General features: G+C 56.7%; 18 protein-coding genes and 1 pseudogene. 4 read left to right on the top strand and 15 right to left on the bottom strand.

Going from position 1 to position 13,532, the window contains the following annotated elements:
* Positions 1–58: 58 nt before the first annotated feature.
* Together KR51_RS07085 and KR51_RS07080 are read right to left on the bottom strand one after the other, a co-directional pair.
* Positions 59–880, bottom strand: coding sequence for a formylglycine-generating enzyme family protein (locus KR51_RS07085; protein ID WP_022606294.1), 822 nt, complete (start codon positions 878–880; stop codon positions 59–61).
* 318 nt (positions 881–1,198) lie between these two features.
* The gene (locus KR51_RS07080; RefSeq protein ID WP_156915009.1) at positions 1,199–1,474 is read right to left on the bottom strand and encodes a hypothetical protein; all 276 of its coding nucleotides are present in this window, start codon (positions 1,472–1,474) and stop codon (positions 1,199–1,201) included.
* Between the two features lie 25 nt (positions 1,475–1,499).
* On the opposite strand from KR51_RS07080, the gene KR51_RS07075 reads away from it, so the two are divergent.
* Both KR51_RS07075 and KR51_RS21195 read left to right on the top strand, forming a co-directional pair.
* A complete protein-coding gene (locus KR51_RS07075; protein ID WP_022606292.1) occupies positions 1,500–1,733 on the top strand; it encodes a hypothetical protein in 234 nt (77 codons plus the stop codon).
* A pseudogene (locus KR51_RS21195) lies at positions 1,654–1,992 on the top strand (type II toxin-antitoxin system death-on-curing family toxin). The gene KR51_RS07075 and the pseudogene KR51_RS21195 overlap by 80 nt, the downstream one beginning before the upstream one ends.
* Here the strand turns inward: KR51_RS21195 and KR51_RS20580 are convergent.
* Genes KR51_RS20580 through KR51_RS07060 form a run of 3 tightly spaced genes read right to left on the bottom strand, consistent with a single transcriptional unit; the run spans position 1,979 to position 2,745 of the window.
* A complete protein-coding gene (locus KR51_RS20580) occupies positions 1,979–2,131 on the bottom strand; it encodes a hypothetical protein (protein WP_232214552.1) in 153 nt (50 codons plus the stop codon). The pseudogene KR51_RS21195 and the gene KR51_RS20580 sit on opposite strands and share 14 nt — an antisense overlap.
* Positions 2,132–2,174: 43 nt before the next feature.
* Positions 2,175–2,522, bottom strand: coding sequence for a type II toxin-antitoxin system PemK/MazF family toxin (locus tag KR51_RS07065; RefSeq protein ID WP_022606291.1), 348 nt, complete (start codon positions 2,520–2,522; stop codon positions 2,175–2,177).
* Positions 2,515–2,745 (bottom strand): hypothetical protein, encoded by a 231-nt coding sequence (locus KR51_RS07060; RefSeq protein ID WP_022606290.1) that lies wholly within the window; start codon positions 2,743–2,745, stop codon positions 2,515–2,517. Before KR51_RS07060 ends, KR51_RS07065 begins: the two co-directional genes overlap by 8 nt.
* A 141-nt stretch (positions 2,746–2,886) precedes the next feature.
* Here KR51_RS07060 and KR51_RS19385 point away from each other — a divergent pair, with 141 nt between their 5' ends.
* Both KR51_RS19385 and KR51_RS20925 read left to right on the top strand, forming a co-directional pair.
* Positions 2,887–3,147 carry a hypothetical protein gene (locus tag KR51_RS19385; protein WP_022606289.1) on the top strand — a complete coding sequence of 87 codons (261 nt, stop codon included), beginning with the start codon at positions 2,887–2,889 and terminating at the stop codon, positions 3,145–3,147.
* A complete protein-coding gene (locus KR51_RS20925) occupies positions 3,144–3,275 on the top strand; it encodes a hypothetical protein (protein WP_269634893.1) in 132 nt (43 codons plus the stop codon). Before KR51_RS19385 ends, KR51_RS20925 begins: the two co-directional genes overlap by 4 nt.
* A 277-nt stretch (positions 3,276–3,552) precedes the next feature.
* Here the strand turns inward: KR51_RS20925 and KR51_RS07050 are convergent, their stop codons facing one another.
* From KR51_RS07050 to KR51_RS07005, 10 genes are all read right to left on the bottom strand, one after another.
* Entirely contained in the window at positions 3,553–4,371 is an 819-nt protein-coding gene (locus KR51_RS07050) for a formylglycine-generating enzyme family protein (protein ID WP_022606287.1), read from the bottom strand.
* Between the two features lie 344 nt (positions 4,372–4,715).
* On the bottom strand, positions 4,716–4,922 hold the full coding sequence (locus KR51_RS07045; RefSeq protein ID WP_022606286.1) for a hypothetical protein: 207 nt from the start codon (positions 4,920–4,922) through the stop codon (positions 4,716–4,718).
* On the bottom strand, positions 4,919–6,043 hold the full coding sequence (locus KR51_RS07040; RefSeq protein ID WP_022606285.1) for an RNA-directed DNA polymerase: 1,125 nt from the start codon (positions 6,041–6,043) through the stop codon (positions 4,919–4,921). Before KR51_RS07040 ends, KR51_RS07045 begins: the two co-directional genes overlap by 4 nt.
* Entirely contained in the window at positions 6,040–6,396 is a 357-nt protein-coding gene (avd, locus tag KR51_RS07035) for a diversity-generating retroelement protein Avd (protein ID WP_022606284.1), read from the bottom strand. The genes KR51_RS07040 and avd overlap by 4 nt, the downstream gene beginning before the upstream one ends.
* A 140-nt stretch (positions 6,397–6,536) precedes the next feature.
* The gene (locus KR51_RS07030; protein ID WP_022606283.1) at positions 6,537–7,403 is read right to left on the bottom strand and encodes a formylglycine-generating enzyme family protein; all 867 of its coding nucleotides are present in this window, start codon (positions 7,401–7,403) and stop codon (positions 6,537–6,539) included.
* A gap of 140 nt (positions 7,404–7,543) precedes the next feature.
* Positions 7,544–8,488: an IS110 family RNA-guided transposase gene (locus KR51_RS07025; RefSeq protein WP_022606281.1), complete on the bottom strand. Its 945-nt coding sequence runs from the start codon at positions 8,486–8,488 to the stop codon at positions 7,544–7,546.
* Positions 8,489–8,668: 180 nt separating this feature from the next.
* Positions 8,669–10,465 carry a formylglycine-generating enzyme family protein gene (locus KR51_RS18150; RefSeq protein ID WP_022606279.1) on the bottom strand — a complete coding sequence of 599 codons (1,797 nt, stop codon included), beginning with the start codon at positions 10,463–10,465 and terminating at the stop codon, positions 8,669–8,671.
* A complete protein-coding gene (locus KR51_RS07015) occupies positions 10,462–11,544 on the bottom strand; it encodes a hypothetical protein (RefSeq protein ID WP_022606277.1) in 1,083 nt (360 codons plus the stop codon). Before KR51_RS07015 ends, KR51_RS18150 begins: the two co-directional genes overlap by 4 nt.
* Positions 11,541–12,464 carry an AAA family ATPase gene (locus tag KR51_RS07010; protein ID WP_022606275.1) on the bottom strand — a complete coding sequence of 308 codons (924 nt, stop codon included), beginning with the start codon at positions 12,462–12,464 and terminating at the stop codon, positions 11,541–11,543. Before KR51_RS07010 ends, KR51_RS07015 begins: the two co-directional genes overlap by 4 nt.
* On the bottom strand, positions 12,461–13,489 hold the full coding sequence (locus KR51_RS07005; protein ID WP_022606274.1) for a hypothetical protein: 1,029 nt from the start codon (positions 13,487–13,489) through the stop codon (positions 12,461–12,463). Before KR51_RS07005 ends, KR51_RS07010 begins: the two co-directional genes overlap by 4 nt.
* Positions 13,490–13,532: the final 43 nt, after the last annotated feature.

The raw sequence follows: 13,532 nt of genomic DNA, 5'->3' as shown, positions 1-13,532 counted from the left end.
TGGTGTAACGCTTAACTTTTTTGTCTCCGGTGCATAGAAGAGTAAAAGAGAGAAAAGGTTACGTTCTCGGGGCGGTGCACGCCACCCGGAAACCGACGTCGTCGAGGCGATCGCCGGCAAAGCTGTTGTAGCGGTAAGCAGAGCGGCATTGCTTGGAATACGAGCTCCAGGCGCCGCCGCGTATCATGCGATCTGCGTCCTGAATTTCTTGGTCCCCCCAAGCATCTCCATCGCTCGGAACGACCACCGCTTCGTACCTCTCGCGATATTTGTCATGGCACCACTCAAAGACATTTCCGTGCATATCGCTTAATCCGAAGCCGTTGGCATTTCCGAAGTGTCCTACCGGCGACGTCCCCTCGCGTTCTTCCCCTTTCGGTCCACCGCCGTCTATGTATGCGCTGTTGTAGTTTGCTAGCTCAGGTGAAATGGTCTTGCCAAAGTAGAACGGTGTCTTCGTTCCTGCACGGCAGGCATACTCCCACTCCGCTTCACAGGGCAGACGGTACCGGCGTCCCGTGTGGGCAGCCAGGCGATCGCAAAACTCCACTGCCTCGTACCAGTTGACTTGTTCGACCGGGCGATCGCTTCCCTTGAACTTCGCAGGATCGGGGTCGAGTTCGCGATTTACCTCGGGCAGTTCCGTTGCCACGAATTGCCATTGGGCTTGCGTTACGGGATAGCGCCCTATAAAGAATTGCGGTACATTTACCTCGTGCTGAGGACCTTCGTGAGGATCTCGCTCGGGCTCGGTCTCAGGCGACCCTATTAAGAAGCTCCCGCCTGGCACCTCAATCATGTCCAGGTTCAACCCGGCACGGAGCCGCTCGGGAAAGTAGTGTGTCTTCCGGTGCGTTCCGGGAATGTTTAGCTCGGCCATGACGACTCTGTATGCAGGTGGACCGCAAGACCCTTCGGTTTCCCTTCCAAGCTGTCCGGTCCGGTTTTATTTTTAGATGCTTTCGCATCGCCGGAACATATCTGGACTCTCCCTGACACTCCCGACAGATTTCCATCTGCCAGCTCTGGAACAGGAGAGTGCTCGGCGGCGCACCTAACACGGAAACCGATATTGTTATTGCGGTACGTGGAGCGGCACTTCCTCGAATTGTCGTTCCAGGAGCCGCCGCGATCGCGACTTGTCTCGCTCGCAGCATAACGCGAACCGACCTGCTGAGCGATCGCCGGCTGGATACCTTCAAATCTGGCAGGACAAGGCTTCCGGTCCGTCGTCGATGCAGCCTACCCAAGACTGGGGCAGGTCGAGGGCATATTGATGTCGGGCGATCGCACCGACTGCTGCGCGATCGCTGTCCTGCCGCAGCTTTACTACCAGCAGGTCGCGTTCCGCCTCGGACTGCTTGCGGACGAGCTGAGCGATCGCGTTGACCAGCTTGGCATTCATGCGGCGATCCACTCCCGGTTGTATTGGGTAGGTTCTAGGCGATCGCGTGTGCTGAGTAATCGATGCCATTGCCCTTTGACGCGCGCGCTATGCTTTGAGTACTCGTGCGACGGCAGTCAGTAACCTGATGGTAAACGAGATGACCACCAAAGAAGAACTGCTGCAAGCACTAGAGCAGATTCCGGAGTCCGACCCGGAGAAAGTGCTGTCATTCGTGCGATCGCTCCAGCCATCCTCCGATCGCTCCGATGCCGATTTGTTCTGGCAAGCCTACCTACACTCCAGGCAGGAGCGCGCTGAGGTGTATCGTCGCCTTGCCAATTCCTAAGTTCCTCACTCGCGAGGTTGTCTTGCAGATTCATGCGGACCAAATCGCGACCCTAGGCGGTACACCCGGACTGCGGGATGCAGGGTTGCTCGACTCCGCGCTCGCTCAACCCCGAGCCACATTTGCTGGTGCGTTGTTGCATCCTACGATTCCCGAGCAGGCAGCAGCCTATCTGCTTTAATATCTCTACTATCACGCTTCGAACCATCCCTTTGTTGATGGCAATAAGCGCACCGCGTTTGCTGCTATTCGCGAGTGATGAGTGGGGGGGGAGAGGAGCGACCCGCGCGCGACGGTCCAACGGCGACCTCCTCCGACGAATGAGCAATAGGTGTGACGCGATCGCTCGGGGTTCGTCCCAACCGCAAGGCGATCGCACGCGCTCCTGGTTTCCCCAAAGAAAACTCGGGGGGGGGGGGGCGATCGCGGGTGGAACACTGCCTAATATCGCCCTAAGGCAACGAGCACTGCGTCCTGGATCTGCGACAGATAGTCGGCACCAATCGTCCCGCCGTAGGGTCCGCGGTCAAACAGGGTCTTTTCCAGCGTCGTGATGCGATCGCACATGGCAACCGAATCCACGTCCAACCCGCCTTCTCCCTTCGGTATCCGGACCCGCGTTGGCGGGATGTTGGTGTTATTGGAGGTGAATGGAACCGCCAACACCATGCTGCTGTAATGGTTGCGGACGTTCTCAGAGACGATGACCCACGGACGTTTCTTGCTGTCGCCCCTACTGGAGACAGCCTTGAAGAGATACACCTCTCCCTGCCGAACTGACTCAGTCATCGGCGAGCGCGGCAGCGGCGTTCATTTCGGCCACGTCTGCAGCGTATTGCTCGTCTGCGGTCTCGGGGTGTTGCGAGTAAAATTGCTCGAGCTGTTGCTGGGTCAAAAAGCGCTGGTAGTGCCGCAGGGCTTTCTCCAGGAGTTGCGATCGCCCTTCTCCCGTTTGCTTCTCCAAACTGGACAACAGCTCGGCGTCCACGGTTGCCGATATTTTGGTCTTCATCGCTATCACCTCCTGCTTGTAGTAGGATAACTTATCCTGCCGAAAGCAAGAAAGTGGCGATCGCCACGACCAACTGCCCCCGCCACGCTACTTCCTGCTGGTACACCGGGACGAGGTCGCTGTCGCTGGGATCGAATTACGATGCCTTATTGTGCGTGCGCGATCGCCCCTACTTCCCCAACCGTATCCCTACGAGTCGCGTGCCTCGATGCCCAGGGGTTGATCGGTTTCGGGGGCATCGATGCCGCAGTAGCGACTCTTCAGTTCTTTGGAGCCGATGACTACCCGCATGGTGTCGCCGTCGAAGATACTGCCGGGCTTGACCTAACAGGTCTGCGTTTGTTTGACGGGCGCGATCGCCAGGGGTTTGGTGCTGCCGAGCGGGGTGGGGTGACGGGTTGAGGGTTCTGCCACCAGAAGGCTGCGGCAATCGCGAGCGGGCTGGCGATCGCGATGAGGGCAGTGGCGCTCATAGCTTGGGGTTGCTCCTTGGCTGGATCGAACCGATCGTGGTTGAGGGCTGCGGTTGATATTTTAGGCTTGCTGCTTTGGTTGATGGCCTGTGCTGGCGTTGTTCATTGCCGGATCGCTCTGTAGTGGAGTGGCTCCGCGATCGCCCGCGGTATTGAATTTGTTGGGGTCGGTTGTTTGAGTTTGGATGGAGTGGCGCACTGCATTCCTTGTCCGCCTGCTGCCCATCCGGATTTGCAATACATACTTGCTGACAGTCATCCAGTCCATGTTACAAAACTTAACTGGCTTGGTTTTGGCGCGCGGAAAAGGGAAAGAGTGAAAAAGAGGAAAGGGCTACGTCCTCGGCGCGGCGCACGCTACACGGAGACCGAGGTCGCTGTCACGGACGCCGGGATTGAAGTAGAAGCGGTACGCGGAGCGGCACCCCCTCGGATCATCGAGCCAGGAGCCGCCGCGTATTATGCGTTCTGCGCCCTCTCCCCGGTCCTCCCAGGCGCTTCCATCGAGCGGAACAACCCCCTCTTCATATCTGTCGTGCCAGTGGTCCTGGCACCACTCATAGACGTTTCCGTGCATGTCGCTTAACCCGAATCCATTGGCGATTCCGAAGTGTCCTACCGGCGTCGTCTCCTGGCGATATTCCCCTTCCGGTCCGTTGTGATAGGTGTAGTTGCCGTCGTAGTTCGCCAGCTCAGTTGATATCGTCTTGCCGAAGTAGAACGGTGTCTTCGTTCTAGCACGACAGGCATACTCCCACTCCGCTTCGCTCGGTAGTCGGTACGGGCGTCCCGTGCGGGCGGCTAGGCGGTCGCAGAACTCCACTGCCTCGTACCAAGTGACTTGCTCGACGGGGCGATCGCTTCCCTTAAACTCAGACGGGTCGGGGTCGAGCTCGATCTTCACTTGTGGCAATTCCGTCGCCACGAACTGCCACTGGGCTTGCGTTACCGGATAGCGCCCCAGAAAGAATGGCGGTACCTTTACCTCGTGCTGCGGTCCTTCGTCAGACTCCCGCTCTGGCTCGTTCTCGGGCGACCCCATCACGAACGTACCGCCTGGCACCTCGATCATGTCCAGGTTTAGCCCGTCACGGAGCTGCTCGGGGAAGTAGTATGCCGTCCGGCTCTCTTTGCGAATGACTAGCTCGGCCATTACCACTCTGAATGCAGGTGGACCGGACGACTCTTCGGTTTCCCTACCAAGCTGTCCGGTCCGGTTTTATTTTTGGATGCTTTCGCATCGCCGGAACCGGTCTGGACTCTCCCTGACACTCCCGACAGATTCCCATCTGCCAGCTCTGGTACAGGAGAGTGCTCGGCGCGGCGCACGCTACACGGAGACCGATGTTGTTGTTACGGTCGCCGGGGTTGTAGTTGTTGCGGTACGCGGAGCGGCAGTTCCTCGGATTGTCGTTCCAGGAGCCGCCGCGTTCGCGGCCTGTCCCGCTCGCAGCATAACGCGAACCGACCTGCCGCGCGATCGCCGGCTGGATACCGTCAAATCTGGCAGGACAAGTCTTCCGGTCCGTCGTCGAGGCAGCCTACCCACGGCCGCGCTAGGTCGAGGGCAGATTGAGGTCGCGCGATCGCACCGACTGCCGCGAGATCGCGTTCCTGCTGCAGTTTGGCTTCCAGAAGGTCGCGTTCCTCATCGGACAGCGTCCGCACAAGTTGGGCGATCGCCTCGACAAGCTTGGCCTTCATGCGTTGACCCTCTCCCGGATGCACTCGGTTGGTTCTAGACGATCGCGATCGCCGAGCAGCTCGAATCTTAGGTTGGCGAAGATGCACTGCCGCAACCGGTAGGTGTCTCCGTGTCGCAGGTGCGCGTCCCAACTTTGCAGCCGCTGCGCTATCTTTTCTGGCGCGATCGCCCCGACACCATACTCCCGCTGCAGTTTCCGCAGTCGCCGCCGCGATCGCTGCAGGTTGTCGTTGCGGACCCGTACGCGATCGCCCAGCACCCTGAAGCCCACGAAGTTAGCGCCGTGCCGCGTCTCGAACAGTTGCGTTTTGATGGGGTGGAGCTGCAGGCGCAAGGTTTCCAGATACACTGCGATCGCCTCCCGTGCCGCCACGAGTTGGGCGCGATCGTTGCTGAAGAGGGCGAAGTCGTCCGCGTAGCGCAGGTAGTGGGGGACGCGCAGTTGCTCGTTGACGAAGTGGTCCAGCCCGTTAAGGTAGAGGTTGGCAAAGAACTGGCTGGTGAGGTTGCCGATGGGCAGTCCGCGACGGCGTTCGAGTGGGGTCAGCAGCTCGTCCCCGGGGAAGTGGCGTGCGTCTGCGGCAGACAAGTCGCCGTGCCGAACGCTAGCGTCGATAATCGTGTCGGCCAGCCAGAGCGTTTGCGGACACTTGAGTTTGCGGCGCAGTAGGGTTTTGAGGATTTCGCGATCGATGCTGGGGAAATACTTGCGGATGTCGCACTGCAGCACGTAGCGGTGGCTGCGAGCGAAGGTGGTGAAGCGCTTCAGGGCGCGGTGGGTGCCGTAGCCGAGGCGGTTGGCGTAGCTGTCGTGGATGAAGCTGCGCTCGATGCGCCACTGGATGACGTTGCAGAGGGCGTGATGCACCACGCGATCGCGGTAAGGTGCAGCGGAAATTAGACGCGGTTTGGGGTCGCGGATTTCGAAGGTGTGGTAGCCACCGGGGACGTACCGCTGCTCGTTAAGTTCGGTTTGCAGGCGAGTGAGTTCGCTGGCGAGGTTGGCATTGAATGCCAGGACGTTATCGCGATAACGTTTGCCCCGTTGGGCGTTACGGGCAGCGAGCAATAGGTTGTCGAAGTCGATGATTTCGGGCCAGAGGTTACCGTAACGTTTCATGCAGCTTCGACCGGGCGGAACGTTTGTTGCCGCTTAATCCAACCGCCGAGCTCGCTACCAATTGCGTCGAGGTGCTGGTTGGCGAATTGGAAGCGTTTGCTGGAAATCAGCTCGAAGTCCAACAGCAAACGGGTTTGGTGGCGCAACACCGAAAGCTGGGCATTGAGGGACTGGAGAAGATCGAGCTTGTCGCGACTGTAGCGAGCGCGGACCAACCCTTCCAGTAAGTCGTACAGCGCGGAAACGATCCGGTCGCCTAGCATGAATTTATGGTCGCGGGGCAGTTTGTTGAGAATCGGCACGTACCACTTGATGAGGTCGTGGGTGCGCTGGATTATCGGTAGCTCGCTCAAGGTCGTTTCGGTAAGGAATTTGCAGGACTTTGAATCTACCAGCTCGGCTGCCCGAAGAGGAGGGATAAAGGATTGTTTAATTTGTTCGCAAAGAGAAAAATCTTGCGCGGAAAAGGGAAAGAGTGAAAAAGTGAAAAGGGTTACGTCCTCGGCGCGGCGCACGCTACACGGAAACCGAAATAGTTGCCGCGGACGCCGGGATCGAAGCGGAAGCGGTACGCAGAGCAGCACCCCCTCGGATTGACGTACCAGGAGCCGCCGCGTAATATGCGTGTTTCGCCCTCTTCCCGGTTCTCCCAGGCACTTCCATCACATGGAACGACACCCTCGTCGTACCTCTCGTGATATTGGTCCTGACACCATTCATAGACGTTTCCGTGTATGTCGCACAGACCAAATTCGTTGGCGATCGCAAACTGACCCACCGGTGTTGTCCCTTCGCGATACTCACCATGTGGACCCTCCCCGTAGGCACCGCTGTAGGTTTGACCATCAAATTCCAAATCCGTGCCGCGATAGTTCGCCAGCTCGGTTGTTATCGTTTCGCCAAAGTGAAACGGAGTTGTCGTTCCCGCGCGGCAAGCATATTCCCACTCCGCTTCGCTCGGCAGTCGGTAGGGTCGTTCTGTGTAGGCAGCTAGGCGATCGCAGAATTCCACCGCCTCGTACCAGTTGACTTGCTCGACGGGGCGATCGCTTCCCTTGAAGTGCGATGGGTCGGGGTTGAGTTTGCGATTCACCTGAGGAAAAGTCGCTGCCACGATCCGCCACTGCGTCTGGGTAACGGGATATTTGCCCATAAAGAATGGTGGCACGCTGACCTCGTGTTGGGGTCCTTCACGATCGAGTCTCTCCAGCTCGGACTCCGGCGATCCCATCAAGAACGTGCCGCCGGGAATCGACATCATCTTGATGTGGACGTTCTCATCGAGCTGTTCCCGGAAGAACTGCACCTCAACTTGTTGGCGATCGTAAGTGATGCGCGGCTGGCGATCGGCTTTGACCATACTTCAACCTAAATGCAATATTCCCGCAACAAAACCTTACTTTGTGCGCTGGTGACGCGGAGAAGGGAAAGAGTGAAAAAGAGAAAAGCGATTATCTTGGTTGTCAAGTAGCAGCCTGTCATTGTGTTGCCGCTCTGCTCTCACGCCGCGCTCGGTGCCCGCCACCGTTCTCCCTTTTTGACCATCACATTCAACACGGTCAACAGTTTGTGCATGCAGGCTGTTAAAGCCACCTTCGTTGCTTTCCCGCCCTGTTTTAAACGCTCGTAGAAGTCCTTGAGTGCTGGGTTAAACCGCTTCCCGACTAAGGCTCCCATGTACAGTGCCGCCCGCACTGCCGCTCGCCCTCCCCAGATTGTCCGTTTGCCCCGCACTTTGCCGCTGTCTCGGTTGTGCGGCGCCACTCCCACCAAGCTCGCAATTTGCTTGTGGTTGAGACGCCCTAGCTCCGGTAACTCCACGATCGGCGTCATCGCGATGACGGGTCCGACACCCGGCACGCTCTCCAGCAGGTCTGCTTTCTCCGACCACTCCACATGCTGACGCTTGACTGCTTCGATTTCCCGGTCGAGCCGACCCAGGCGCTCTTGCATCCAGTCAATGTGGGCTTGAATATCGGCTTTCGCAGCTCCCGTTGTCCCGGACAAACGGCTCTTTTCCGCGCCAATCATCTCCACGATTTGGCGGCGTCGCGTCACCAGTTCCTTCAAGTGCCGCGCTTCCGTGCTGGGCAAGGGTCGGACCGGCGGTCGGAGGGCTTCTCCCAGATGCGCCAGCACGGTGGCATCGATGCGGTCTGTTTTGGCGAGCCGACCGATGGCGCGGGCGAAATCTCGCCCTTGTCGGGGGTTGATGACCGCAACAGCCAAACCGGCTGACTGGAGTGCGACGGCGGCTGCCCGTTCCATCCCACCCGTTGCCTCAAGTACAGTGCGCTCTGGCTGCAGGGGACGCAGCTGGGCGACTAGGGCGGCGATGCCGCCGTCGGTGTTCGGGAACTGGAGCATCTGGTCGTGAGGGCGAATGGCAACATCAAGGTGTTGCTTGCATACGTCAATCCCGACCCAACAGATAGTGTTATCCATGGCGGCTAACCTTAATAACGGTGCGGTTACCCCTGCAGCGACTCGACCTTGCACGATGCGGGCTTGGTGTCCCAGGCGATTTTCCGAGTTCTAACGAGGGGATGTGGCGACCCAAGCTTTTCTACGGTCTACTTTGGACCAAGGGATAGACGGTCTGCCACACTTCCCAAGATACAAGGGCTACGTCCTCGGCGCGGCGCACGCAACCCGGAAACCGATAGCGTAGTTGCGGGCGCCGGGATTGAAGTGGTAGCGGTACGCAGAGCGGCACCACCTCGGAAAGCCGAACCAGGCGCCGCCGCGTAATATGCGTTCTGCGCTCTTTCCCCGGTCCTCCCAGGCACTACCGTCGCACGGAAAGACCCCCTCCGCGTACTTCTCGTGGTACTGGTCCTGGCACCATTCAAGGACGTTTCCGTGCATGTCGTACAAACCAAAATCGTTGGCGGGGAAACTTCCAACCGGTGTTGACTTCTGGCGATATTTGCCCTTCGGACCATTGCTGTAAGTACTAGTACTGTTGTAGTTTGCCAACGCTGGGGAGATGGTTTCACCGAAGTGGAATGGCGTCGTCGTTCCCGCACGACAGGCATACTCCCACTCCGCTTCCGAGGGCAGTCGGCACGGGCGTCCCGTGCAGGCGGCTAGGCGATCGCAGAACTCCACCGCCTCGTACCAGCTGATTTGCTCAACGGGGCGATCGCTCCCCTTGAAGTTCGAAGGGAGGGGAGGGAGTTCGCACTTGACTTGCGGCAATTCCGCCACCACAAATTTCCACTGTGCCTGTGTCACCGGGTATTTGCTTATGAACAATGGTGGGATCGTCACTTCGTGCTGCGGCCCTTCGTCGTTTTCCCGCTCCGATTCGTCCTTCGGAGACCCCATCAGGAACGTCCCACCTGGTATTGCCACCATTTCCAGTTGAACGCCCTCAATTAATTGCTCTATAAACTGGTGACCATGTCTGCGCGTTTTGCGGATTGCCCACCGTTTCCGCGTGCGTGCAATCCGCGCGCTTTCAAATTCAAAGGCCTCCAACTCCGCTTCTGGGCTCTCTTCAGTGGCAGGTTCCAGCGCGATCGTTACCACCGTGACAGACTCTGTCTCTAAGGGAGGAACCCAATCTGTAGCAGAAAGCGCCTCCTCATCCGGATCGACTAATTGCGCCGTTTCGAACTCCAACACTTGCCGCTTGGGACCCCCCTCTAAAATCGGCTTTGATAAAATCTCTGACGCATCCGGCTTGAGAGCTAACGTGGGTAACAGTGACTCGGGAATTTCTAGCTCCACGTCTGCTGTAATGCGGTACGAGGAGCGCAACGAATGCGGCAAGACCTCTCTCGGAGCTCTCAGCAATTGCGCGATTGTTGCGGCGTACTCCACTAACGCCGGATATTCCCGAAGCTGGGGCGCCAACTCACGAGTGATCCTCGCCAACCGAGCCATCTCCTGTTGACTTACAAGCAATGACTCTCCTGCTAATGGCTCAGCAGCCAACGTTGCGTGTAAAAACTTACCAGCGATCTCGCGCACCACCGTCTCTCGCCGTGCCTCCAAATACACCATTGCCGCCCACTGCTGCGCTTCCAGCTCGCGCTCGTCTAGCTGCGGACTGTTCTGCATTAAATACCGCAAGTAGCTAATGAGCAGCCGCGCCACCGCCTCCATCTGCGATTGTCCCAGCACGCATTCCATATCCTCCAATAGATACGCTCTCACTGCTGTATCCACCACATACAGCTCGTAGCCTACTGGACGACACAAATCCGATAGCAACAGGTCGGCCTCTGCCACCCACGGCACCCCACGATCGCGCAGAAACTCGTTCCGCAGATAGTGCAGCAAGTCCGGTGTCAGCACCAGCGGCAGCGCCGCATAGTAAGCCAGCACGCGATACGGCTCGCCAAACCGCCCCACGAAGCGATCGACCGCTGCTCGTGCTCGCTCTCTCTGCATCTGCGGCGTCAAAGTTGTCATGCCGGCACTTGACCTCGTGCCACATCAATTGCCTGACTGAACCCGTCCTCATTCATTGGAAACATAGGTACTAAACCCGCGACGAGTTCTGCCGAACTGCCTTTCCAGCGCAATCTCGGCATCGGATTCAGCCACGCGATCGCGCTCGCTCGCTGCTGCAGCGCCAGCACAAACGCTGTCGTCGCCCGCAACCGCGCGAGCTTGCGGTAGCCCCGCGCTGCCCCCGCATCGCTAACAATCAGCATGCTCGTATCGCGATCGCATTGCTCCAGTACTCGCTCCAGTGCGACTGGCTGCATCAGATTGCGATCCGCGTACACGTAATCGCCTGGGACATTCTGAAAATAGAACGCCGCCACCTGCTCCGAGTGCAGTACACCTCCATTTTTCGCTGTATCGACCAGATCGCGCGTATATCGATGAAACGGCATCATCGAGCCATTTTGATCGACGAACAATATTAGACCTGCTTCATTGCGATCGCGCTGATGGTATACGGGAGCCAGAAAGAAACCCTCTCGTGCTGTCCGCTCTACCGTTGCGGACACATCTAGCACATCAACCGGCCCGCCTGGAACCATCCGACGCAGGTAGCGCCACGCATACAGCATGTCCCGATGGGAAATCGGCCAATAGGTCTGCAACTCAACCAACTCTTCGACTTCCGCTGGCACAAATGGCGGGCGCACGGGCAGCGGCGCAGCACTAATGCCATCTGGCTCTGGCTCCTCTGAGACTTCGGTAACCGGTGGTGGTGTGGCCTGGGATAATGAAGGCGCCACCTCTGCCTGCGTCGAGTTGAACTCGTGCCCCTCAATCTCCTGTACGGGTGGTGGTAGTTCGGACTCCAGTTGCCGAATGACCATTTCCCAGAGCAGATCGAACTGACTCTGCTGAGAGCGCGACGTACACCACATCAGCTTTAGTGTCCGCTGCAGTACGGGCCGCGATCGTCCGTAGCCACCCTCCACAGCTTCCAGCGCCGCAAAATACTCACCGACCCCCAGATCGAAGCCACTCTTTCGCAGCCGTAGAAAGAGAAGAGCTACCAGCTTTTGTGCGTCAAGAAAGTCGCTCATAACGCGATGGCGAAATTACGCCAATCTGCGCGCAGCTTGAATAGTAGCTCGGGATAGGGAACAGACCCTCCATCCTGCAAACCCTCTGTAGGGAAGGGTTCACCTCGGAAACTAGCTAAAGCCCGTAACCAATCGAGAAACTCACTTGTCCCAGGTTTCTTGTACAGCCCTTCACGCTCCCGGAGCTGTAGAAACCTTGAAATCGCAGATTTGGCCAAGTCGGGCGATGGTGGCTTTTCTTCTCGAATGAGGTAGTGAACTTCAACAATCTCCTGTAACGCTTCCTCCGTATCTGGGAACTTAATAAAGTGATAGAGACAGCGCCGCAAGAACGGGGCGGGGAGGTTCCCTTTCTCTTTATTGCTGGTTATTATGACGATGGGAACGTGGTGGGCTCGAATGGGATCGCCGCCCGTTTCGCGAATCCGAAATTCCCACGGCTCGTCCAGAACAGCAAGCAGATCGTTAGGAAAATCTAGCTCTGCCTTGTCAATCTCGTCAATAAGGACTACAGCCGGACGATCAGTTACAGTAAATGCTTTACCAAGAGGACCGTACTCGATGTAATTATCTGCATAGGCTGGATCTCTCGGCAACTCTCCTGCTTGGCGCGCATGAACGTCATGCAATCGCAGCACGGCATCATACTCGTAGAGCCCTTCTTGATACTTAGTTGTTGATCGAATATTCCAGCGATATAGTGGGAGCCCCAGTTCATAGGCTAACGCGATTGCCAATCGAGTTTTACCACAACCCGCTTCTCCTTCCAGCAATAAAGGTCGCTGTAGGAAAATAGCAAGATTAACCGCATCAACTAACAGCTTCGATGCAATATAAGGCTCGGGGTGCTGGGGTGAATCTGAATGAGGAGTGTTAGTTTGTCGCTTCTGGATACCCTTAAAATCTAACGTGTTTTTCATCTTATTTTCGTTTGTTTCAGTTGTGGTTCTTTCCTCAGCGCCTCGCAAATGAGGCATGGCATTCCACCCAGGCTTGCGCGGTATATGCGTCTTGCAATGGCGTCGATAGTATCAGCAGGTAGATCGGAAAAGCTACCCAACCAATCTGCTATATCGCTTTCGAGCCACTGCTCTAAGGGCAACTCGAATAAATTCTTCATATCAAATTTATCGACATCATTACAAAAAGCAACCGATTGAGTACAACCTTCAGCAATCATCCCGTCAACAACAATCGTGCCAACGATTCTGATCTTTCGCCACTTGTTAGCAGTATCCCTCAATCGCCTTTCCAGATAGTGCCAAAAATCCTGGATCAACCAAGCCAGCAACTCTGGTTGAGCCGTCGATGGAACGTTATCCCATTGGCTAAATTCAAAAAAAATCGTGCTACCAGTCCGCAAAGATCCGCAGATCTTCTCGACTATTGATTCAACGTATTTCTTCTTACATTCCACACGTTCTGAGACCCCCACGCCAAGCTGATCGGCTATTCGATGGAGAAAAGTTAGTTGATCGAGTCCACTGCCAGGCGAAAAGCTGACAGGGTATACTCTGAAGTCACGAGTAGATTTGGATAAGCAATCCTTGATCTCCTTGACTAGCAGATCTCCCATAAAGGGTAAACTATTCTGTACTAGAAATAGGGCGGCACCCCCTTCAGGAGGGAATCCCTTGAAAATTCCTTGCACTCTTTGAATCGCAGCTTTAAAATCTATTTTGGGCAGGTTTTCGTCTAGAATTAATTGACATCGATTGCTGTCTTGGCTGGCACTATCTAATTCCTCTAGCTCGGACTCTACCGCCATCATTTGTTGTTCGATATTCTGTAACTGACAGTTCAGGCGGGAACGAGCAACATTATTATCTGAACATTGAAGCTGACGATTACAATTGACATATTCGCGTGCCAGCGTGTTAAGACGCTCGGTCTTTGCTATGCGCACAGTCTCCCTAACCGTGTTGCTACCACCCGAAACTATCACATGCACCGCCTCTGAATAAAACAGATGTACCTTCCTCGCGGAT

The organism is Rubidibacter lacunae KORDI 51-2 (genome assembly GCF_000473895.1).
Classification (GTDB): domain Bacteria; phylum Cyanobacteriota; class Cyanobacteriia; order Cyanobacteriales; family Rubidibacteraceae; genus Rubidibacter; species Rubidibacter lacunae.
This window is presented reverse-complemented; position numbering and strand designations above follow the sequence as displayed.